This window comes from Streptomyces sp. NPDC000345 (genome assembly GCF_042898825.1).
Lineage (GTDB): Bacteria > Actinomycetota > Actinomycetes > Streptomycetales > Streptomycetaceae > Streptomyces.
In genome coordinates, this window is the sequence record NZ_JBIAZE010000006.1 from 255,901 (window position 1) to 273,922 (window position 18,022).

Annotated in this window: 27 protein-coding genes and 1 pseudogene; 20 read left to right on the forward strand and 8 right to left on the reverse strand. The window is 69.5% G+C overall.

Going from position 1 to position 18,022, the window contains the following annotated elements; genetic code table 11:
- Nucleotides 1-8: 8 nt before the first annotated feature.
- From ACFY30_RS16970 to ACFY30_RS16995, 6 genes are all read left to right on the forward strand, one after another.
- A complete protein-coding gene (locus tag ACFY30_RS16970) occupies nucleotides 9-440 on the forward strand; it encodes an Asp23/Gls24 family envelope stress response protein (RefSeq protein ID WP_390659314.1) in 432 nt (143 codons plus the stop codon).
- Nucleotides 441-478: 38 nt separating this feature from the next.
- Complete coding sequence (locus ACFY30_RS16975; protein WP_390845961.1) at nucleotides 479-706, forward strand: hypothetical protein; 228 nt, start codon at nucleotides 479-481, stop codon at nucleotides 704-706.
- Nucleotides 703-1,149, forward strand: a complete 447-nt coding sequence (locus ACFY30_RS16980) for an Asp23/Gls24 family envelope stress response protein (protein WP_390845962.1) — start codon at nucleotides 703-705, stop codon at nucleotides 1,147-1,149. The genes ACFY30_RS16975 and ACFY30_RS16980 overlap by 4 nt, the downstream gene beginning before the upstream one ends.
- The gene (locus ACFY30_RS16985; RefSeq protein ID WP_390845963.1) at nucleotides 1,146-1,856 is read left to right on the forward strand and encodes a DUF6286 domain-containing protein; all 711 of its coding nucleotides are present in this window, start codon (nucleotides 1,146-1,148) and stop codon (nucleotides 1,854-1,856) included. The genes ACFY30_RS16980 and ACFY30_RS16985 overlap by 4 nt, the downstream gene beginning before the upstream one ends.
- 10 nt (nucleotides 1,857-1,866) lie before the next feature.
- Nucleotides 1,867-2,460, forward strand: a complete 594-nt coding sequence (gene amaP / locus ACFY30_RS16990) for an alkaline shock response membrane anchor protein AmaP (RefSeq protein WP_390845964.1) — start codon at nucleotides 1,867-1,869, stop codon at nucleotides 2,458-2,460.
- 65 nt (nucleotides 2,461-2,525) lie between these two features.
- Nucleotides 2,526-2,696 carry a hypothetical protein gene (locus ACFY30_RS16995; RefSeq protein WP_390659319.1) on the forward strand — a complete coding sequence of 57 codons (171 nt, stop codon included), beginning with the start codon at nucleotides 2,526-2,528 and terminating at the stop codon, nucleotides 2,694-2,696.
- Between the two features lie 329 nt (nucleotides 2,697-3,025).
- On the opposite strand, the gene ACFY30_RS17000 is transcribed toward ACFY30_RS16995, so the two are convergent.
- Both ACFY30_RS17000 and ACFY30_RS17005 read right to left on the reverse strand, forming a co-directional pair.
- A complete protein-coding gene (locus tag ACFY30_RS17000) occupies nucleotides 3,026-3,298 on the reverse strand; it encodes a hypothetical protein (RefSeq protein WP_390845965.1) in 273 nt (90 codons plus the stop codon).
- 12 nt (nucleotides 3,299-3,310) lie between these two features.
- Nucleotides 3,311-3,559, reverse strand: a complete 249-nt coding sequence (locus tag ACFY30_RS17005) for a hypothetical protein (RefSeq protein ID WP_390846125.1) — start codon at nucleotides 3,557-3,559, stop codon at nucleotides 3,311-3,313.
- A 608-nt stretch (nucleotides 3,560-4,167) separates the two neighbouring features.
- Between ACFY30_RS17005 and ACFY30_RS17010 the strand changes: the two genes are divergently transcribed.
- The 9 genes from ACFY30_RS17010 (at nucleotide 4,168) to ACFY30_RS17050 (ending at nucleotide 10,765) form a co-directional block, all read left to right on the forward strand.
- Nucleotides 4,168-4,836, forward strand: coding sequence for a DUF5994 family protein (locus tag ACFY30_RS17010; RefSeq protein WP_390845966.1), 669 nt, complete (start codon nucleotides 4,168-4,170; stop codon nucleotides 4,834-4,836).
- A gap of 5 nt (nucleotides 4,837-4,841) precedes the next feature.
- Nucleotides 4,842-5,006, forward strand: a complete 165-nt coding sequence (locus ACFY30_RS17015; RefSeq protein ID WP_390845967.1) for a hypothetical protein — start codon at nucleotides 4,842-4,844, stop codon at nucleotides 5,004-5,006.
- A 6-nt stretch (nucleotides 5,007-5,012) separates the two neighbouring features.
- Entirely contained in the window at nucleotides 5,013-5,513 is a 501-nt protein-coding gene (locus ACFY30_RS17020) for a DUF5994 family protein (protein ID WP_390845968.1), read from the forward strand.
- A gap of 147 nt (nucleotides 5,514-5,660) precedes the next feature.
- Complete coding sequence (locus ACFY30_RS17025; RefSeq protein WP_390845969.1) at nucleotides 5,661-6,095, forward strand: STAS domain-containing protein; 435 nt, start codon at nucleotides 5,661-5,663, stop codon at nucleotides 6,093-6,095.
- 294 nt (nucleotides 6,096-6,389) lie between these two features.
- Nucleotides 6,390-7,730, forward strand: a complete 1,341-nt coding sequence (locus ACFY30_RS17030; protein WP_390845970.1) for an ice-binding family protein — start codon at nucleotides 6,390-6,392, stop codon at nucleotides 7,728-7,730.
- A 163-nt stretch (nucleotides 7,731-7,893) separates the two neighbouring features.
- Entirely contained in the window at nucleotides 7,894-8,583 is a 690-nt protein-coding gene (locus ACFY30_RS17035) for a DUF5819 family protein (protein WP_390845971.1), read from the forward strand.
- Nucleotides 8,573-9,769, forward strand: coding sequence for an HTTM domain-containing protein (locus ACFY30_RS17040; RefSeq protein ID WP_390845972.1), 1,197 nt, complete (start codon nucleotides 8,573-8,575; stop codon nucleotides 9,767-9,769). The genes ACFY30_RS17035 and ACFY30_RS17040 overlap by 11 nt, the downstream gene beginning before the upstream one ends.
- 66 nt (nucleotides 9,770-9,835) lie before the next feature.
- Entirely contained in the window at nucleotides 9,836-10,069 is a 234-nt protein-coding gene (locus ACFY30_RS17045; protein WP_390845973.1) for a hypothetical protein, read from the forward strand.
- A 51-nt stretch (nucleotides 10,070-10,120) separates the two neighbouring features.
- Nucleotides 10,121-10,765: a dihydrofolate reductase family protein gene (locus tag ACFY30_RS17050; RefSeq protein ID WP_390845974.1), complete on the forward strand. Its 645-nt coding sequence runs from the start codon at nucleotides 10,121-10,123 to the stop codon at nucleotides 10,763-10,765.
- A 944-nt stretch (nucleotides 10,766-11,709) separates the two neighbouring features.
- Here the strand turns inward: ACFY30_RS17050 and ACFY30_RS17055 are convergent.
- From ACFY30_RS17055 to ACFY30_RS17080, 6 genes are all read right to left on the reverse strand, one after another.
- Complete coding sequence (locus tag ACFY30_RS17055; RefSeq protein ID WP_390845975.1) at nucleotides 11,710-12,036, reverse strand: GYD domain-containing protein; 327 nt, start codon at nucleotides 12,034-12,036, stop codon at nucleotides 11,710-11,712.
- 265 nt (nucleotides 12,037-12,301) lie between these two features.
- Nucleotides 12,302-12,727: a PIN domain-containing protein gene (locus ACFY30_RS17060; RefSeq protein WP_390845976.1), complete on the reverse strand. Its 426-nt coding sequence runs from the start codon at nucleotides 12,725-12,727 to the stop codon at nucleotides 12,302-12,304.
- Nucleotides 12,724-13,002 (reverse strand): CopG family transcriptional regulator, encoded by a 279-nt coding sequence (locus tag ACFY30_RS17065; protein WP_390845977.1) that lies wholly within the window; start codon nucleotides 13,000-13,002, stop codon nucleotides 12,724-12,726. Before ACFY30_RS17065 ends, ACFY30_RS17060 begins: the two co-directional genes overlap by 4 nt.
- A gap of 64 nt (nucleotides 13,003-13,066) precedes the next feature.
- The gene (locus ACFY30_RS17070; RefSeq protein WP_390845978.1) at nucleotides 13,067-13,963 is read right to left on the reverse strand and encodes a phosphorothioated DNA-binding restriction endonuclease; all 897 of its coding nucleotides are present in this window, start codon (nucleotides 13,961-13,963) and stop codon (nucleotides 13,067-13,069) included.
- Nucleotides 13,964-13,994: 31 nt separating this feature from the next.
- Entirely contained in the window at nucleotides 13,995-14,396 is a 402-nt protein-coding gene (locus tag ACFY30_RS17075) for a GIY-YIG nuclease family protein (protein WP_390845979.1), read from the reverse strand.
- Nucleotides 14,397-14,896: 500 nt separating this feature from the next.
- Nucleotides 14,897-15,652, reverse strand: a complete 756-nt coding sequence (locus ACFY30_RS17080; protein ID WP_390845980.1) for a GntR family transcriptional regulator — start codon at nucleotides 15,650-15,652, stop codon at nucleotides 14,897-14,899.
- 78 nt (nucleotides 15,653-15,730) lie between these two features.
- Here ACFY30_RS17080 and ACFY30_RS17085 point away from each other — a divergent pair.
- The 5 genes and pseudogenes from ACFY30_RS17085 (at nucleotide 15,731) to ACFY30_RS17105 (ending at nucleotide 17,791) form a co-directional block, all read left to right on the forward strand.
- Nucleotides 15,731-16,008 (forward strand): annotated as a pseudogene (locus ACFY30_RS17085) (hypothetical protein).
- 171 nt (nucleotides 16,009-16,179) lie between these two features.
- Nucleotides 16,180-16,329 (forward strand): hypothetical protein, encoded by a 150-nt coding sequence (locus ACFY30_RS17090; protein ID WP_390845981.1) that lies wholly within the window; start codon nucleotides 16,180-16,182, stop codon nucleotides 16,327-16,329.
- A 199-nt stretch (nucleotides 16,330-16,528) separates the two neighbouring features.
- The gene (locus tag ACFY30_RS17095; protein WP_266458221.1) at nucleotides 16,529-16,753 is read left to right on the forward strand and encodes a hypothetical protein; all 225 of its coding nucleotides are present in this window, start codon (nucleotides 16,529-16,531) and stop codon (nucleotides 16,751-16,753) included.
- A 7-nt stretch (nucleotides 16,754-16,760) separates the two neighbouring features.
- A complete protein-coding gene (locus ACFY30_RS17100; RefSeq protein WP_390845982.1) occupies nucleotides 16,761-17,492 on the forward strand; it encodes a GntR family transcriptional regulator in 732 nt (243 codons plus the stop codon).
- Nucleotides 17,489-17,791 (forward strand): hypothetical protein, encoded by a 303-nt coding sequence (locus ACFY30_RS17105; RefSeq protein WP_390845983.1) that lies wholly within the window; start codon nucleotides 17,489-17,491, stop codon nucleotides 17,789-17,791. Before ACFY30_RS17100 ends, ACFY30_RS17105 begins: the two co-directional genes overlap by 4 nt.
- Nucleotides 17,792-18,022 lie beyond the last annotated feature (231 nt).

Here is an 18,022-nt window from a genome sequence, read left to right on the forward strand (position 1 = left end):
AAGGCTCGATGACTGAGATCACCGGCGTCAAGCGTGACAGTCCGCCCGGTTCCCGCGGCCGGACGACCGTCGCCGATGTGGTGGTGGAGAAGATCGCCGGAATGGCGGCACGGGACGTGCTCGGCGTCCATGCCCTGGGCAGCGGATTCGCGCGCTCGATGGGGTCCGTGCGGGAGCGGATGCCCGGCGCCGGCAGTGGAAAGTCCGTCACACGCGGGGTCAGTGTCGAGGTCGGCGAGCTGCAGGCGGCCATCGATCTGGAGCTTGTCGTCGACTACGGCGTCTCGATCACGGACGTGGCCGCCGCGGTGCGGGAGAACGTGATCTCCGCGGTGGAGCGGATGGCGGGCCGGGACGTCGTGGAAGTCAACATCACGGTCAGCGACGTGAAGCTGCCCGACGAGGAGGACGAAGGGGAAGAGCGGCAGCGGATCCAGTAGCCGGGGCGAAGCAGCCCGCTTGAGTGAAGGAGCGCGTGATGAGCAGGGCCGTGGTGGGCTTGATGGCCGGAATGGCGCTGGGTTTCGCCGCGTATTTCGGTGACTTCTGGGCTTTCCTGCTGGTACTGGGGCTCGGCGCCGTCGGGTACTTGGTCGGGCGGTTCATCGAAGGTGACTACGCACCGGGCGACTTCGTCCGCCGCCGGGACTCGCAGGAGCGGTACCACGATGACCGGCGACGGCCTCGGGGAGCCTGGTGGCAGTGACCGGTGAAGCCGACGGGCGTCCCGGCATCCCCGGCGGGGAGCGCGGTGCGACCGCCGTCGCCGACCGGGTCGTGGCGAAGATCGCCGCCCGGGTGGCGCGCGAGGCACTGAGCCGGTTCACCGAGTCGGTCAGGCACGTACCACCCGGCCGCAGGACACCCCGCGTGAGCACATCCGTGCGGCGGGCACCGGAGCGGCACACCGGGGCACGGGACGGCGAGCCCGCCGCCGAACCGCAGGTGGTGCTCGGCGAGGCACGCCTGCGCATCACCGTCGAGCTCGGCTATCCGTCCGACATCCCGGCGCAGTGCGCCGCGGTGCGCCGGGAGGTCACCGAACGGCTCAGGACACTGGCCGGCATGCAGGTGTCCGACCTCGCGGTGTCGGTCGGGAGACTGCACACGGTGTATGCGCGGCACACGGACCGGGAGAGGGTGCGATGAGCTCGAACACCAGGCGGCAGCCGACCGATGACAGCCACCTCCCCTCCGATTCCGAACAGGCGCCGCCGCCCGCCGACGGCACCCCGAAGACGGGTGAGGGGACTGGCGAGGGGGCGGAGGCGACGGGGGAGGCCGGTGCATCTGGCCGGCCCGCACGCCGTTTCTGGTCGACACGGCGGATTCCCGCACTCGTGGTGGCCCTGCTGTCCGCCGCGGCCACGGGACTGCTCCTGTACGACGTGATCGCGGTGCGGGCAGGCGCTTCGGCGATGCGCTGGCGGCGGCGGCTCGCCGAAGAACTGGCCACACGGCCGCTGGACGACGTCTGGATGATCGTCGGGGCGGTGGTGGCGATGGTCGTCGGCCTGTGGCTCTTCCTCCTGGCGGTGACACCGGGACTGCGCCGGCTGCTGCCCATGCGGGAGCCCACCGGCCTTCCCGCGACGCAGCAGGTCCGCGCCGGGCTCCACCGCCGCGCGGCCTCCCTGGTGCTGCGCGACAGGGCCATGCAGGTGCCCGGCGTCCAGTCGGCCCAGGTCGCCGTCGGACGCCGGAAGGTCAAGGTCCGGGCATGGGCGCACTTCCGCGATCTCGACGAGGTCCGCTCGGACCTGGACACCACGCTGGAGGACGCCGTGACGTCCCTGCGCCTCGCCCGTCCACCCACGCTCGCCGTGCGCGTCCGGCGCCCGAAGAAGAAGGGCTGAGGTGATCCGCATGCTCAAGACGGTGAACCGGGTGCTGCTGGGCCTGGTCGGCCTCGGACTGTTCGTCCTGGGCGGCGGCGTGCTGCTGGGCGGGCTGGATCTGCAGCGCCGTTGGGATTTCGGCATGCCGGGCTGGTGGCCCTTCCGCGGGCCGGACGATGTCGTGCTGGGCGCCGAGGGACGCACCCGGTGGCGGGACGAGGGCTGGTGGTGGCCGACCGTCATCGCGGTGCTCGCCGTGCTGCTGGTCCTGCTGCTGTGGTGGCTCCTCGCGCAACGCCGACACCGCCTGGACCGGGTCCTCGTCGACAGCGAAGACGGCGCGGCGGCCCGACTCGACGGCCGCACGCTGGAGGACGCCATCGAGGAAGAGGCGCAAGCCCTGGACGGAGTCGCGCGGGCCCATGTCAGGCTGACGGGCCGCCGTACCGCTCCGGCCGCCCGCGTGCGGCTGTTGCTGGAACCTCACGCGGACCCGGCGCGCACTCTCGGGCGACTGAGCCGGGAAACCCTCGCACACGCACGGGACTCGGCCGGCCTGGACCGCCTCCCGGCGAAGGTCCGGCTCCGGGAAGTCCGCCACCGCGCCCACCGCACCGCCTGAGACCGCCCCGCCGTCGTGGTCAGGCCTCGCAGATCCCACGCGGTCCTTCCCGGGAGGCGTCCGTCATGGTCCTCTTCCTGATCCTGCTCGGCGCGGGAATCGCCCTGATCGCCATCGGTGCGGCCGTCGACGGCTTGCTCTTCCTGGCGTCCGCCGGCGTACTGCTCCTCGTCGCCGACCTGCTCTACCTGGCGGCCCGCTCCATGTGGGGCTCCCCCCGGCGCCCGGTTCGCTGAAAGGGCCTGGCCCGCTGAGAGGACCTGGCCCGCTGAGACGGCCTGGCCCGCTGAGAGGGCCTGCTTCGCCATGACGGCCCGGCCACGACGGCGGGTGGCCGTAAGAGCGTCCGCCCTGCTCCCGGCGGCCCGCGTCCGTCGTCCGCAGCACCGCAACGACCCCGGCGTATACACACCGGGGTCGCCCTTCCGGACCGGCCGCACGTGAGAGTGTGCCGACCCACTTTTCATGGTATGCCCGGTATGCGTTTCGAGCATCAGGCGTCCGTGTGGACGGCGCTCCTCGAGCCGTTCGCCTCCGCGCGGCCGGGGAAGCGCCTGGCCCGGCATCAGCCGCGCTCCTCCTCCGCGCTCTCCATGAGCCGGATCCCCTGGTGGGTCAGCGACACCATCGCCGGGGTGTTCCCCTGCTCCCAGTCGACCGAGACCAGTCCCTCGCCCGCCAGATACGCGCAGGCGGCAGCGAGATCCTGCCGGGGAATCCGGAGCTCGTCGCGCAGCTTCGGGCCGGTGACGCCCAGGAGCCGATTGCCCTCCGTGGCCTCGTACAGGGCCTTCAGGATCGCCTCGCGGTAGTTCTTCCGCTCGCGCAGCGTGGCCATGGCGGCACCGCTTCAGATCTCGTCCGTGTGCGTACGGCCGTTTCCGGAGGACCGACTGGTGATCAGCCAGGAGCGCGCGGGCTCCGCCGCCCGGGCGGTGTCCACCGTGAGGTGGAGGCGGGTTCCGCCGGCCGCCGTGCCGACGGGATAGCTGCGCTGCTCGGTCGAGGCGAAGCAGCGCCGCAGAACCTCGGCGACCTGACGGGCGGCCTCCGGGGAGGCGGCGACGAGACGCACGTCGACGTTCCCGGCGAAGGGCAGTTCCGGTGACTCCGCGGGGTGACGCCCTCCCTGGCTGCCGACCGCGTCCACGGGGGAACCGGCGGACTCCTCCGGGAAGCCGACCGGCTCGGGGTCCTCGACCGGCTCGGGGTCCTCGACACGGGGCGATGCGGCGGTGGGCGGCGCGGAGGGCTTCTCCGCTCGTCGGCCCTTCGCCCGCGGCTGCCCGATACCCGGCAGCGCGTCGCCGTAGCGGTAGGCCCCGATCCTCGCGTCGTGCAGCGCGTTGAGCCGACGGATCAGGACGATTCCCAGGGCGATCACGGCGATGATCACCGCCGCGGTGATGACGGTTTCCACGTCCTCACCTCCCTCAAGCGGAGGCACGACGCCGACCGCGTTGGTCACCGGGAACGACACCGGCATCTGATCGGGTGTACGAAATGCTCCCGGTATGTCGACCCTACTCCGCTCGGAGGTCCCTGGGGCGGGACGCATCGGCCCCGGCGCCCAAGCCCGTTCGGCTGGTCCGAGGAGTACGCTGAAATCACCGAGGATATTCCGCGCACCGGCTTCCACGCTCGTGTCGTTTTCGGCGATTGAATATGCCGGGCCGGTTGCGGCCGGCCCGGGGCAGGGTTCGCGTCATGACTGCGACCATCGTCCCCTTGCCGACAATCGAAGACCGGCTGTCGTCATCCTCTCCCTCTTCTTCCGCGCTCCGTCTGTCGTTGGCGCCCGCGGGTCCCGCGCCGGCCCTGCTGGACGGCGCATGGTGGCCCCGCTCCCGTGATCTCGGGGCCGAACTCCCCGTCCTGACAGCGGTACTGGACCCGCTGTGGGGGCGGATCACGCGGGTCACGGTGAATCCCACCCACTGGCCGGTCGTTCCGCGCAAGGTGCCCGTCGCCGGGCACGTGGTGAACGTGGGCTGGTTCCTGGCCGAGCAGGATCCGCATGAAATCCTCCTGCTCTCCTATCACTTGGGCCGCTGGAACCTGCTGGTGGTCCCGCCGGGGACGGACCCCGGCTCGGCCGCCTGGCTGATGGCCGCCGCGAGCGACCCGCTGGGCACGTCGACCGCGAGCCAGTTGATGGACGAGGCGGCGCGCCGGCCAAGGGCGTCCGGGGCCGCGCGGACCGTGGAGGAGGCCGCCGAGCGGGCCGTGAAGGAGGTGTGGGACTCCGAAGGAGGGCATGAGGCCCGCGATCCGGCCGCACGGCCACCGACCCCGCCGGTCCTGGCCGGGGGCGGAGACCGCGCCGCCGCACCCGCCACACCCGCCGCGGCCCCGAATCGGCCGAGGGGGATGTGAGCGTCATGGCGACCTTCGTGACCGTGGTCGCGCCCCTGGCGATGATCGCTCTGGGTGTGCTTCTCATCCAGCTGTTCAACAGGCAGCCCGGTGAACACGGCGCGGCCTTCCACCACGGCCGCTCCCGGGCGGCCGTGCGGGGACGCCGCCCCCGGAAGGAAGCGGGGTGAGCCCTCGTGATCCCCATCAGGCTTCTGGCCGACACCAGCAGGGAGCCGATCCTCCCGGGCACCGCGGTCCTGCGGGTGGAGACAACGCCCAAGCGCACGGGGACGTTCGACGGCGCGTGGTGGCCGAGGTCACGTGACCTGGAGGGCCAGTTGTCCGGGCTGCTCACCGCGCTGACCGCCCGGCTGGGCCCACTCGCCCGCGTCGGTCTCGACGCGAGCGCCTGGGACGAGAGGCCGGGCCATCTGGTCGTCGACGGTCGGACCGTCCGCATCGACTGGTCGGCCGTCGCTGACGACACGATGATCGTCACTCGGGGTGAACAGGACCACTTCCTGTTCCTGGTGATCCCTCCGCAGACGGTTCCCTCGCGCGCCCGCGCCGCGATGGCCATGGCGGTACGGGACGACAACAACGCCTCGGCCCAGCAGATCTTCGCCGCCACCGGCGTCACCCACGCCGGCCGCAGGCGCGTACTTCCCGGCGGTCCCGGCCGGCGGTCCCGCTGATCGCACGACGCGCAGCCGGGGACCCGGCGGCCGCGTCAGCATCGCGTACGGCGTCAACTTGCCCTGTCGGAAGGGGAGTTCAATCCGTCCGCCACCGACACCCGCGCACCCGCGCACCCTCGCCCTCATGCGTCGGACAGAGGAGCCATGGCCCTTCCCCCGCTGAACGTGTACCGGCACGACCGCGCCACCCGCGCTCTGATCACCCTCGTGGGAGAGATCGACCTGACCACGGCGCCGCTGGTGAGCGACGTGCTGGCCGCGTGCCTGCGCGACGGCATCCGCAGGATCGACGTCGACCTCACAGCGGTCACCTTCTGCGACGCCAGCGGCCTGAACGCCTTCCTCCGCGCATCCCGGCTCGCCACGGACGCCGACGCTTCCTTGAGGCTGCACCACCCGTCGCCGTGCCTGGCCCGCGTCATCGAGATCACCAGCACCGGATTCCTGCTCCACTCGTTCCCTGCCACCGGCGCGCGATCACGCCGTACACCCGCTTCCACGAACAGCGCGCCGCGGCCCCGCCAGGGCGAGAACAGCCGCCGCGGAGGGCCGCAGCCCAGCCGCCCGCTCGACACCTGACGGCCGGCGCCTCGTTTTCGCCGGGGGCGGCGGAGGCGGTCCGCTGAAAAAAGCTTTATGTGATATTCCGATACGAGTCTCACTGGATCCGCCGGAAGTCCACCCGAATGGATCGCGCATTGACGTTCTCCATTGAGCCTCGCCAGTTAATGTGAATCCCACCTCTTTCCGGACAACGCCGGGCAAACCCCTGAATCCCACGGCGCTTGTAAACGAAAAGAGGTTCCGGCTCGCGGCAACTCGGCAAGGACAGCGAACCATTCACCGTATTTCCCCAGAGGAGTACCCCCCTCGATGACGCAGAACATCTCCGGCGCGTATCAATGGCGCTCAGTGCCCGCCTGGATTGCGGCGACCGTCACGGTGTTGATCGCTGCTGCCGCAGTGGTGATGGTGCCCACGCGGGCAAATGCCATCACAACACCCGTCCCCCTCGGTGCTGCCAACAGCTTCGCGGTGCTGGGCGGCGAGGCGGTCACCAACACCGGTTCCTCCCTGATCAGCGGAGACGTCGGGGTGTCACCGGGCACTTCGATCACTGGATTCTGTGACCCGCCCCCGCCGGGGGTCGCCGCGTCCCCGCCGTGCGCCAATGTGATCAACGGGAGCATCCACCTGACGGACGGCCCGGCCAACAGCGCCCATGCCGCACTGCAGACCGCTTACAGCCTCGCCGCGGCCCGGGGCCCCGTCGACGACACCCTCAACTCGGAGCTCAGCGGCGCGGGCGGCCCGACGGGACTGGGCCCGGGCCTGTACAACTTCGTCCCCGGTGTGGTCACGAACTCGGGTGTTCTCACGCTGAACGGCGGCCCCGACGCCGTCTGGGTGTTCCAGGTCCCCTCCGGACTGACGCTGGCATCTGGCAGCCGCATGGAATTCACGGGCGGCGCCACGGCGTGCAACGTCTTCTGGCAGATCGGCAGTTCCGCCAGTTTCGGCAGTGACTCCTTCTCCGTGGGTACGTTCATGGCCCACACCTCCCTCACCATGGAGAACCGTGCCGTGGTCGAGGGCCGCGTGCTGGCCGGCGCCGTGGACGAGTCCGGAATCGTGTCGATGATCAACAACACGATCACCCGGCCGACGTGCGGGACCGCCACCACGGGTGGAACGACGACGACGGGTACCACCACCGGCACGACCACCGGTGCGACGGCGGGAACCACCACCACCGGCACGACCACCAGTGGCGGTCTCGTCACGGGGGGCCTCCTGGGCGGAATCCTCGTCGGGACCGGCGGCACGCAGGGCAACGTCGCCGGCAACACGTCCGGCAACACCGCGGGCAACACCGCCGGGAACACGGGTAACACCGCGGGCAACACGGCCGGGAACACCAGCGGCGGGAACGGTCACGGGCCGGGCGGCCCGGGCGGCCCGGGCGGGCCGGGCCACGACGACAAGCCGGGCCGGCCGGGCCACGGCGGCAAGCTGGACCTCGGGCCCTACTTCCAGCCCGTCAAGCCCGACCACGGCAGGCCTCACCACGACAGGCCCCACCACGACAGGCCCCACCAGCCCAAGCCCGTCCACGGCAAGCCCGACCACGGCAAGCAGTCGGACAAGAACTACGGCTACGGCGACACGCCCAAGGGCTACGCGGACGACTACTCCAAGAGCCACGAGGGCTGAGGAGCTCACGACGGCCGGTCCGCTCACCGGATGACGGCGCGCGGCGGAATTCTCATCGAATCCGCCGCGCGCCGTCGACGGCATTCAGCGGTAAAAGTCAGACGTGAGCAGCTGATATGAGAAAGACAGGTAGGCGGTGTCGAGCGGAATTGACGCAGCGGACGTGACGGAACTCCGACACTCCGAATCCGGTCCGGTCACGCAGGAATACCATGACAGAACGGCCCAGCCCGTCAGGCCGCCGAGAGGTGTCCGCGCACTGAAAGCCGGGCTGTGCGGCGCCGTGGCCCTGTGCCTGGCGGTGAGTGTCGTCCACGTGATTCTGGTGTTCCTTCATGTGGCACCTGCCAACACCGTTTCCAAGCGTTACGGTCCGCAGATCAATGCATGGGTTTTCCCCTTCTTCGAACAGAACTGGCGGCTCTTCGCCCCGGACCCCGAATCCGTCAACCGGCAGATCCTGGCAAGAACCGCACACACCCGCTCCGACGGATCGGTACGGGTGAGTCCCTGGTTCGACCTGACCGCCGTGGACCGCTCCGCCGTCGAGCATCATGTGTTCCCGAGCCACACGGCCCAGAACATGCTGCGCCGCGCCTGGGCCACGTACGTCGACTCGCACGGCGGAGACGACAAGCCGCGCACGGAACGCGCCCTGATGATGCAGAAGTACCTGAGCAACATCGCCGCCGACCGGGTCGCCGCCCACAGCGGCGGCACCTTCGAATTCGTTCAGCTCCGCGTCGTCACCCTGTCCGTCGCCGCGACCGCCACCGGCGCCGGCAGCCGCCCGCCGACGCCGGTCGAGAACCGCATGCTGCCCTGGTGGAAGGTGACCCGCCATGCACGGTGAGGCGCACAAGACCGCGCCCTTTGGCGCCGACGGGTGGCTCCTCGGCCGGATCACCCTTGTACGGGGACTCCTGACCGAACGGCCGGTGTCCCTGTACGCCGCGTCGGTGCTGCGCATCGGCTACGGGCTGCTCTACCTGATCTTCCTGCTGCGTGAGTTCCCGCACCGGGACGAGATCTGGGGCCCCGGCTCTCCGTGGACGCCCGCCCTGGCACTGCAGCTCTTCGAGCAGACGGGCTGGTTCAGTGTCCTGACCCTGTCCGGCAGCCGTGCCTACTTCGAGCTCTGTTACGTACTGGCCCTCGTCACGTCCGCGCTGTTCATGCTGGGCTGGCGGACCCGCGTCCTGTCCGTCCTCTTCGCCGTCGTGGTGACCTCGTTCCACGCGCGAGCGATCTTCATGACGGACGGAGGCGACAACCTGATCCTCCTGATGGCCCTCTACCTCGTCCTCACCGCCTGCGGCCGGCGCTGGTCCCTGGACGCGCGCAGACACCGGCTGAAGGCGGCCCGTGACACCAACGCGACGGAGCCGACGCGGAGCCTCTTCGCGCGACAACTCCGCGATGCCCGGACCACCTTGGTCACGGTGGTGCACAACTGCGGCATGCTCGTCATCGCGGCACAGGTCTGTTTTCTCTACGGATCAGCCGGCCTGTACAAGGTCCAGGGCGCTTCCTGGGGTAGCGGCACCGCTCTCCACTACGTCCTGAACCTCGAACTCTTCCGGCCCTGGCCCGCGCTCTCCCACCTCGTGGACGAGCACACGCTTCTGGTCGCCCTCGCCGGCTACATGACCGTGCTTCTGCAGGTCGCCTTCCCGTTCGTGCTCTTCGGCAGGCTCAAGTACCCGGTTCTCACCCTGCTGCTGGGCATGCACATCGGCATCGCGGCGCTCATGGGGCTGCCCCTCTTCTCCGGCGCGATGATCGTCGCGGACGCCGTGTTCCTCCCCGACCGCTTCTACACCGTCCTGCCCCACCTGTGCCGACGCGCGGCGCGGCGGACGACCAGCCGACGCTCGGCACCCGCGGAAGCACCGGCATCCGGAACAGTCCCCGCCCAAGGCGGCCCCGCCGTACCCGAGGCAAAGCCCCGAGTCCCGCTCCCCACAAGACGAAAACACCCCACCCCCACCCCCACCCCCGAACCCGCGTCTTCCCAGCTCCCCCCGAAGAACAACTGAGCGGGAAACCGAGCCGGACCACACCTCGTAGTGGTCGGCGGTCGCCCGGCGGCCTCCCCACCAGGCGTGGCCTTCGTCGAGGCCGGGGCGCGGCAGGGTCATTTCTCCCGCAGGCCCGTACTCGAGCTGATGTACACCCTCAACCGGATCCTCGCCGGCGACGCCTTCTACATGAAGATCACCGACTGGCAGAAGGGCAGCGGCTCATGGCACTCCTGGCCGAATACCGCTTTCGTTGACGGCCGGGTTCTTCTGCTGTGGGCCGCTGTCGATCCGGCCACGTCCCGTTCGACGTCATGATGTGCGGCGCCTCGGCTCACGATGGCGCGACAGGACCTGACGAGGACACACGTGGATCAACTGCTCAGAGTGATGAACTTCAACGTCTCGAGTGATGGAATCGGTGCCGGTGAGCACCAGAGTCTCGAGCGGCCGTTCGGCCACGACCATCCCGAGAGGCTGTTCGCCTGGGCCGGAGCCACGGCGAGCTGGCCCATGCGCACGGATCCCGGAGGGAGCCGGGGCCTCGACGACTACTTCACGCGGGACTTCGCGCGCAACATCGGTGCCGAGATCATGGGCCGCAACAAGTTCGGGCCCCAGCGCGGGCCCTGGCAGGACCACGGGTGGCGCGGCTGGTGGGGGCAGGAGCCCCCGTTCCGCACTCCGGTCTTCGTCATGACCCACCACACACGCCCGTCGTTCACGCTCGCCGACACCACGTTCCACTTCGTCGACGGCGACCCGGCCGCGGTCCTCGAACGGGCGCGGGAAGCGGCGCAGGGCCAGGACGTCCGGCTCGGCGGCGGGGTCACCACCATCCGTCAGTTCCTTGATGCCGACCTCGTCGACACCATGCATGTGGCGGTCTCGCCGGTGAAGCTCGGGTCCGGCCTGCGACTCTGGAAGTCCCCCGACGAGCTGCTCGACCGGTTCCACCTGGAGGTCGCACCCAGCCCGAGCGGCGTGACACACCACCTGTTCTGGCGAAGGTGACGCGAGGGGGCGGCGCGATGGCCTGATCAACTTCCTTTTGCCCCCTCTCTGGCCCTCCCGAGCACGGCAGAGGCCACATACGGAAACCCGTATGTGGCCTCTGACCTGTGTCGGGGTGGCGGGATCTGAACCCACGACCTCTTCCTCCCGAACTCTCGGCCGGGAGGTCATCGAAGCCCGGTGGGCTGGGCAGTCGGCCATCGACGGCTGTTGGCGGTCAGCCGCGTTCAGGCGGTTGCTGTACTCCGCTGCTGTACCGCGGCCCTCATCGCAGGCGCTCCGCCTGGTCGTACGGCTGCCCTGAACGTGGGGCGGTACGTGATCTGAGGTGGGGTTCGCTCGGTCACCGCCAAGAGCGCCTCGGTGGCGAGACACGGCCGGAAGCACCGGGACGGCGGGCTGCTGCCGGTGTTGCTCTCCTGGGCCCCGAGGGCCGGCGTGGGCCGGATACCGTTCCCCGACATGAAGATCGTGATCTGGTCCTTCCTTGCCCTGTTCCTCATCGTCAGCGCCATCGGCGGCTTGCTCAGCGCCGTAAACGGTCACGACGCCCCAAGCGTCATGCGTGGCCTGGCCGCCAGTGCCTGGTTCTCGTGGGGGGCCTGGACCAGTTGGAAGAGGGCGTCTCGCCCCCGGCCCCCGGGAATTGCCCCTGTCCAAGGACCGCACCAGAGACTTTGGCGGCGACGATGACAGCCTGGTGCCCCACACCGCGCCAGGGCAGCGCCTTCGGCCGGCGGTGATCTCGACCGGAGGAGACTGCGCAATGCGATGCCCGCTTTCGGAGTTCGATCCACACCCGCTTCGGACGCTGTCGGCGACTGATGCGACGGCCGGACAGGGGTGCTGGTGTACGCCCGACTGGACGCAGACGGTTGTTGTGGGTGCGGTACCTCGCTGCCGTCTCGATGCCTGACCCCAGCAGCTGCCGGCCGTGTGGACCGCTACGCGCCGGGAGCCCGGTACTGGACTTGCCCGGCTTTGCGCAGGGCATCCATGGTTTCGTCGACGGTCAGGAGAACGGTCGTCTCGAACGAGCTGAGTGCACCGCCTCCGCTGATCGCCAGGGCGACCGCGGCCATGGAGACGTTGTCGGGGGCCTCCCACAGGTTGTAGCCGTCGTGGGTGCCGAACGCGTACCAGAAGCCGTGGAGCTTGCCGCCGACGGACTCGATGTACGTCTGAGCGGCCTTTGCGCGGTCCTCGGGGTGGCCGATGAGTCTCGCCCAGGTCTCCGGCGTGTAGCTGAACCTCGATAGATAGAGCGGCATCATGTCTCCCTTTCGTCCCAGCAAGGGATGCCCGCGCGAGGTGGGATACGTCTCCGAGGCCGCCCGCGTATCCCCCGAACGGCCGGGATGATGACCGGCATGGCCACTGCCGGTGCGCGACCCAAACGGTCTCGTCGAGTCGGCCACGCCATTCGCCGTCCGCTGCCTGGCGTCGGAGACTGCCGATGTGGTCCGGACAAAGTGCGCGATGGCATCGCGGGTGCTCACCAGCGTGGGTGCGGGCGCTGGAGGGGTGCGGGTCGGGTCACACCTTCTTGACGACGATCGTGTCCGAAACCAGTTTCTCCAGGTCGTCGACGTCCGAGGTGAAGACGGTGACCTGTCCCTTCTGCTGTCGCGCGATGACGGCGAGCACGGCGTCGATCGCGTACTTGTGGCCGTGCAATTCGGCATCGGTCAGGAGCCGGCGTGCCTGGCGAGCCTCGTCCTTGCCGATGTCGACGACCTGGAGCCGGGACAGTACCCAGTCCCAGCGCTGCTCGGTCGTTCTGCCGTCGTACGCCTCGACCAGTGTCATCGGGGACGTCACCACCTCGGCTTCCCCGCGTGCCGCGAGGTCGAGCCAGGCGATCATCTTCCGGTCGCCGCGTACTGCCAGGGACAGGGCTTCACGGTCCAGGACGAAGACACGGAGGGGCCGCTGTCCGTGCTCACCGGCTCGCTTCTTCACGCAGCCTCTCCGGCGTTGTGCTTTCCGGTGGTTCGACGCCGCTTGTGTTCGGCGTCGAGTTCCTCCAGCTCGTCGAGCGCTGCCGCGTGCTCGTCCTCGGTGACGGGGCCGTGTTCTTCCTGCAGCCAGTCGACCATTTCCGCGAGCCGGTCCCGGTCGCGCTTGAAGCGCAGCGCCTCGGCGACGTATGCCGACAGGCCCCGCTCTGCCGCGCCCGCGCGGATCTCGTCCAGGAGATCCTCGGGAATCGTCACGGTTACCTTCTTTGTCGCCATACAAGAGACCATACTCTTGGTGTCGCACTCCTTAGCAGTGGGTCACGTGCTCGACGCTCGGCTGTCAGGCAGCCGGGGCGGGGCGTGGGATGCCGTCAAAGACCTGGCTGGTGTGCCAGGAGCGGTGGGTCGCCGCGACGGGGCGGGCGCCCGGTTGAGGTCCGATGAGCGGGCGGCCGGCGAGCGCTATGACGTGCTCGCGGGCGGCTGGGCTGTGGCCGACGAAGCGCTGCGAGACCAGGATGCGGTGGCTGTCGCCGATGCCGAGGACGCCCTTGTCGAAGAGCTTGTGGTGCAGCGAGCACAGGCACAGGCCGTTGTCGACGTCGTCAGGGCCGTCGAACGCCCACCAGCGCACGTGTGCCGCCTCCAAACCGACGGGCGCCGAGCCGATCATGCCGTCGTAGCCGCAGAAGGCGCACTGGTACTCGTACGCGGTCAGCACCATCTCCCGCATCCGGCGGTCTCGCTGCCGCCTCTCGGGCGCTGCCAGCGCGTCGGCCTCCGCCAGTTCCAGTTCCAGGCCCACCGCGTCGCACAGGTCCTGGTGCAGCGACGCTGGGAAGTGCAGATCCAGCAGCACCCTTGCCATGCGGCCCAGCAGCGACGGTTCCCGCCGGAGCGCCACCTGAAGGTCCGGCGCCAGCCGCCCAGTGGCCCGGCTGGCCCGTAGTTCCCGCACCCCGGCGCCCGGGCTGCCGGCGCCGTGCTCGGTCCGCACTTCCCACACCCCGTCGCTGACCAGATGGTGGAAGGGATAGGCGGGCGTGGTCCCGCGCGGCGGACCGTACTCCACCAGCAGTTGCTTCAGATCCGACTCCACCGCGCTGTACGGCAACTCGTCCGCGGCATCCGCCTGAAAACGGCCCAGCGCGTACAGCAGCAGCAACGGCTTGTGCGGCGCCCGCACACCGTCCCGACTCCACTGCCTCAGGTTCGCGGCACGCTCCAGCCAATCCATGACAGTGATCGTAGTGATGCTTCGACGCACATCACGCTGTCCGGCCGGCAACTCCTCCTGCGCCTGCGGCAGGCACGCCGGCTTCACCCATGCGCCTGCCGGCCCGCCATTCCAGCGCCTGGGGTTCCTCGGTGAACTCGATCAGATGCTGCCCGGCGAACCGTTGCAGCGCGTCGCGCCCCTGCGCCGGGGTGGCGTAGAAGAACTCCTTCCGACTGTTGACCTGGTTGACCCGCTGCGAGGCGAACTGTCGGTGGAGTTCCGTCTCCAGGCCGACCGCGTCCTTGCTGAAGATCAGCGCGTGCACATCGAAACGGAAGGGCACAGCCGCGCCACTCAACTCGTAGACACGCTCCAGAGGTTCGAGCCTACGCGTCATGCCGATCTTCACCATACGATCGCCGAAGGCGCCGATGTTCGAGATGACGTACACATAGCGCGATCGTCTCGCGGCTCTTGAAGAGCCGGTCGACGAGGGAGCTCAGCCGGTGCGGCCGCATGGACCGCACGGCCTAAGGCAGTTGGCGAGGGACATCACGTCATCGCCAGGATCCGCTGGGCCACATCGGAACTACTCGTCTAGAGGTTTTTGTGACGTGTCACTTTCACTGAGGTAGTCGTGCCGACCCGGCTACGTCCACGTCTCACGACCGGCCGGGAAGCGGACCTGGCTTCGGTAGGCACCCAGGGAACGATCCTGGTGGTTCGGCGTATTGGCGTACTCCCGCGAGAGCACGCTAGACGGTAGGGGCTCATCTGCGACACCAATGAAAGCTGCGCTCTCTGGAGACCCCCGCTTTAGGAGTTCGATCCACGCCCGCGCCTGGGGCCGTCGTCGGCTGGTCCGGCGGTCGCGTGGGGGTGCTGCTGTGTGCCGCCGTCCGGCCTCGTTGATGTCAGCCGTGGATGTCAGATGTCGGCCTCTGGCCTCGACTAACGATTGATCGGGATCTCATAGACGATCTCGCAGTGAGCCGTGGGCACCACGATGTCCGCTGTCTCCACGGGCCGGCCTTCGTCGCTGTAGTACGTCCGCCGGATGTGCGTAACGAGCGCGGCCTTCTGGATACCCAGTAGCGACGCCTCCTCGGCGGTCGCCTGCCGCGGCTCCGGCTGCTCCACGGCATGGCTGACCGTGATGCCGATCGCGGCCATGCGGTTCACGACACCCGCTCCAGCGTGCGGCCCTCCCTCGGGGAGGACGACGAGCGTGCCGGCCGTGAGGTCGTACGGCTCCCAACTCGTCGACAACTGCACCGGCCTGCCGTCCGCCAGGAACTCGTACGTCGTACGGACGCACAGCTCGCCCTCGGCGATCCCGAGCCGCGCCGCGATCTCCGCCGGAGCCGGCACCTTGGCGTCCGTCCGGCTCTCCCAATCGCCCTGCCTGCCGACGGCCTTCATGTCCGCCCGGAACGGCGAACCGCTGGGCTGTTCCCTTGCCGACGACCGGACAACGCGCACCCGTTGCCGGGGCTCGGCGACGTACGTGCCCGATCCGGCGCGGCCCTCCAACACACCTTGGGAGATCAGCAACTCCTGCGCCCGGCGTACGACGTTCTCGCCCACGCCGCACTCCTCGCCGATCTGGGCGCGGGAGGGCAGGCGGTCTCCCGGCTCCCACACGTGCTCCGCGATCCGTCGCCGGAGTTCGTCGGCGATGCGGAGATAGGGCGGCTGCTCAGGCATATGGAAAATCTAGTCCACTAGCTCTAATCTAGTTAACTAGCTTCACTCAAAGTGATCGCCGGTGACGGAGGCTGCCCTGTGCCCGCTTCGGGAGTTAGCGCGGCGGCCCTCGCCGCCCGGCTGTCCGCCCTCGGGCTGCTCACACGAGTGGAGGAACACCCCCGGCACACGTCGGTGGAAGCCGAGGTGCCGGAATCGGTCTCCGCCGAGACATGGCGGGAGGTCCTGGACGTGGTGGCGGAGGCCGATCGGTTCGGGCTCCTCGCCTCCAGCTTGAACGGCCGCACCCTTTGGGCGGTCGTACGCAAACGGTCCCCGCGACGGGCGATGTCGGGGGACCGGGCCATCAGCGATAGGAGCTGAACAGCGTGCTCAACCGTATCCGCCGTGCCCTCTCCCTCACCAGGGTGCGGACCTCCACAACGGGCAGGCACCGCCGACCGTTAACGCCCTCCACTCCTCCGGCGTTCCTTCCCGCCCCCGTTGACGTATTGACCCCCGTCCTGAGCCGGGCCTCCGCTGACGCGGTGGCTCATCGACCCGTGCTCAAGGGGGAGGACGTCGCGCTCGTCCGCCCGTACGTGCTGGCCTGGGAAAGCCGCGTACGGACCCGCGCGGTGGTGGTCGCCCCTCACCTGCCGGCCGACGCCTGGTCGGCCCTGGCGGGGGTCCGCTGATGCCGCCTCGTCGACACCCGCACCTCACGGACACCTCGTCCGTCCCCTACCGCTCGACCGCCTGCCGGATCGGTACTCACCTCGCCTGCGCGGAGTCCTCCCCTGCCTCCGCGCCGGAAGACCTCCCGGTGATCTACGAAGCGTGCGACTGCCCTTGCCACTTGGTGCCCGGCCGGCCCACGCCCGGGGGAGCGACGCAGTGAGCAACCGGGCCTTCGGCGGCGCGCTGGTCTCCCACATCGAGGTCACCGCGGCCACCGTGCAGCGCGGCGACATCATCCAACTCGGCGGCCGTGCCTGCCGGGTGGGAGACCTCTTCCAACTTCCCCAGGGAGCGAAGCAACTGGTCTTCGAGTCGGGCGAGTTGCTGACCATACACACCCGCACGCGGCTCGTCGCCGTGCGGACACTGAGAAGGCGGTGACCGGGCCATGCCTTCCCGTCACCAAGACATCGCCGACGACCTGCGCCACCAGATCACGAGCGGCCACATGCAACCCGGCGAACGCCTTCCTTCCGAAACCGTCCTGGCCGACCGGTACGCGGTCAGCACAGTGACGCTGAGGCACGCTCTCGCGATGCTCCAGAGCGAAGGCCTCGTCGAAAAGATCCACGGAAAGGGGAACTTTGTCCGCCGCCCTCTTCGCAAGATCATGTACGTCGGCGGCTGGGGAACGCTGGACCCGTGGACCGCGGCCGGCCCGGCCTTACGCGTCACGGTCCGCAGCAACACCGTTCAGGCTGACGGGCACCTCACGACTCTCCTGAAGGTGCCCACGGGCAGTCCTCTCGCGGAGTACTTCTGCCTCAGCCTCGAAGAGGAGTCGCCGCACGGGCTGGCCCGCATCTACCTGCCGCGTGACCTGGCCCCGGCCGGAGTGCTCGACGACGGCTCCGCGGGCCAAGAGGCAGTCACAAGATTCGCCGTCCTCGGTCCTCCGCCGGCCGCTGTCCGGGAGACGGTGTGCGCCCGCCCCGCGACACCGGATGAATCCGCGGCGCTCCGGATCAGCCCCACGGCGGTCGTCCTCGCGATCACCCGCATCGCGACCGACTCCACCGGCCGCGTGGTCGAAGCCGCGCTCCTGGCCTTCCCAAGAGATCGCGTCGACGCGGTCTTCACCACGCACCACGTGATCGACGAGAGGCAGACCCAAGGATGACGACGCCGAACGAACTGCGGCTTCTGCCGTGGGCGGGTCCCGAAGGTAAACCCTGCTACCTGAGCACCGACGACCGGGGCAGCTACATGTCCCGCTTGGCGGACACCATCGAAGCGGCTCAACTCGGCGCGGCGGCCGAGCTGCTGGAACAGGCCGCGGAAACCCTCGACAACCCGGACACGGCCCTGGACGAGACGCGACGCCTGGCGACGGAACTGACCGGGGCCCTGTGCGACGTCCTCCGCGTCGCGACCAGCCGCGGTCACCTCCTGGCGGTGAGCGAACCGCAGCGGATCTGAGGGAACTGACGCGAAACGGCGCCGGCCGAGGACAACCCTTCCAAGCGGGGAGGGGAGCCCAAGCACCCACCTGGGCTCCCCTCCCCGCAGCGCTATGTCGGTCCGGCCGCCGCGCATCGACTGCGGAGAGGAACCCTCGCGCCGTCTGCACCTCAGCCGACGACAGTCAGCCACGACGGCGGGCGCGCCGACCGACCACGCACGCGTATGCCTCGCTGCACCCGCGCCGGC

Coding starts and splice junctions, on each gene's coding strand:
- ACFY30_RS16970 (WP_390659314.1), top strand. CDS start 9: ATGACTGAGATCACCGGCGTCAAGCGTGACAGTCCGCCCGGTTCCCGC.
- ACFY30_RS16975 (WP_390845961.1), top strand. CDS start 479: ATGAGCAGGGCCGTGGTGGGCTTGATGGCCGGAATGGCGCTGGGTTTC.
- ACFY30_RS16985 (WP_390845963.1), top strand. CDS start 1,146: ATGAGCTCGAACACCAGGCGGCAGCCGACCGATGACAGCCACCTCCCC.
- amaP (WP_390845964.1), top strand. CDS start 1,867: ATGCTCAAGACGGTGAACCGGGTGCTGCTGGGCCTGGTCGGCCTCGGA.
- ACFY30_RS16995 (WP_390659319.1), top strand. CDS start 2,526: ATGGTCCTCTTCCTGATCCTGCTCGGCGCGGGAATCGCCCTGATCGCC.
- ACFY30_RS17000 (WP_390845965.1), bottom strand. CDS start 3,298: ATGGCCACGCTGCGCGAGCGGAAGAACTACCGCGAGGCGATCCTGAAG.
- ACFY30_RS17010 (WP_390845966.1), top strand. CDS start 4,168: ATGACTGCGACCATCGTCCCCTTGCCGACAATCGAAGACCGGCTGTCG.
- ACFY30_RS17015 (WP_390845967.1), top strand. CDS start 4,842: ATGGCGACCTTCGTGACCGTGGTCGCGCCCCTGGCGATGATCGCTCTG.
- ACFY30_RS17025 (WP_390845969.1), top strand. CDS start 5,661: ATGGCCCTTCCCCCGCTGAACGTGTACCGGCACGACCGCGCCACCCGC.
- ACFY30_RS17030 (WP_390845970.1), top strand. CDS start 6,390: ATGACGCAGAACATCTCCGGCGCGTATCAATGGCGCTCAGTGCCCGCC.
- ACFY30_RS17040 (WP_390845972.1), top strand. CDS start 8,573: ATGCACGGTGAGGCGCACAAGACCGCGCCCTTTGGCGCCGACGGGTGG.
- ACFY30_RS17055 (WP_390845975.1), bottom strand. CDS start 12,036: ATGCCGCTCTATCTATCGAGGTTCAGCTACACGCCGGAGACCTGGGCG.
- ACFY30_RS17065 (WP_390845977.1), bottom strand. CDS start 13,002: ATGGCGACAAAGAAGGTAACCGTGACGATTCCCGAGGATCTCCTGGAC.
- ACFY30_RS17070 (WP_390845978.1), bottom strand. CDS start 13,963: ATGGATTGGCTGGAGCGTGCCGCGAACCTGAGGCAGTGGAGTCGGGAC.
- ACFY30_RS17080 (WP_390845980.1), bottom strand. CDS start 15,652: ATGCCTGAGCAGCCGCCCTATCTCCGCATCGCCGACGAACTCCGGCGA.
- ACFY30_RS17100 (WP_390845982.1), top strand. CDS start 16,761: ATGCCTTCCCGTCACCAAGACATCGCCGACGACCTGCGCCACCAGATC.
- ACFY30_RS17105 (WP_390845983.1), top strand. CDS start 17,489: ATGACGACGCCGAACGAACTGCGGCTTCTGCCGTGGGCGGGTCCCGAA.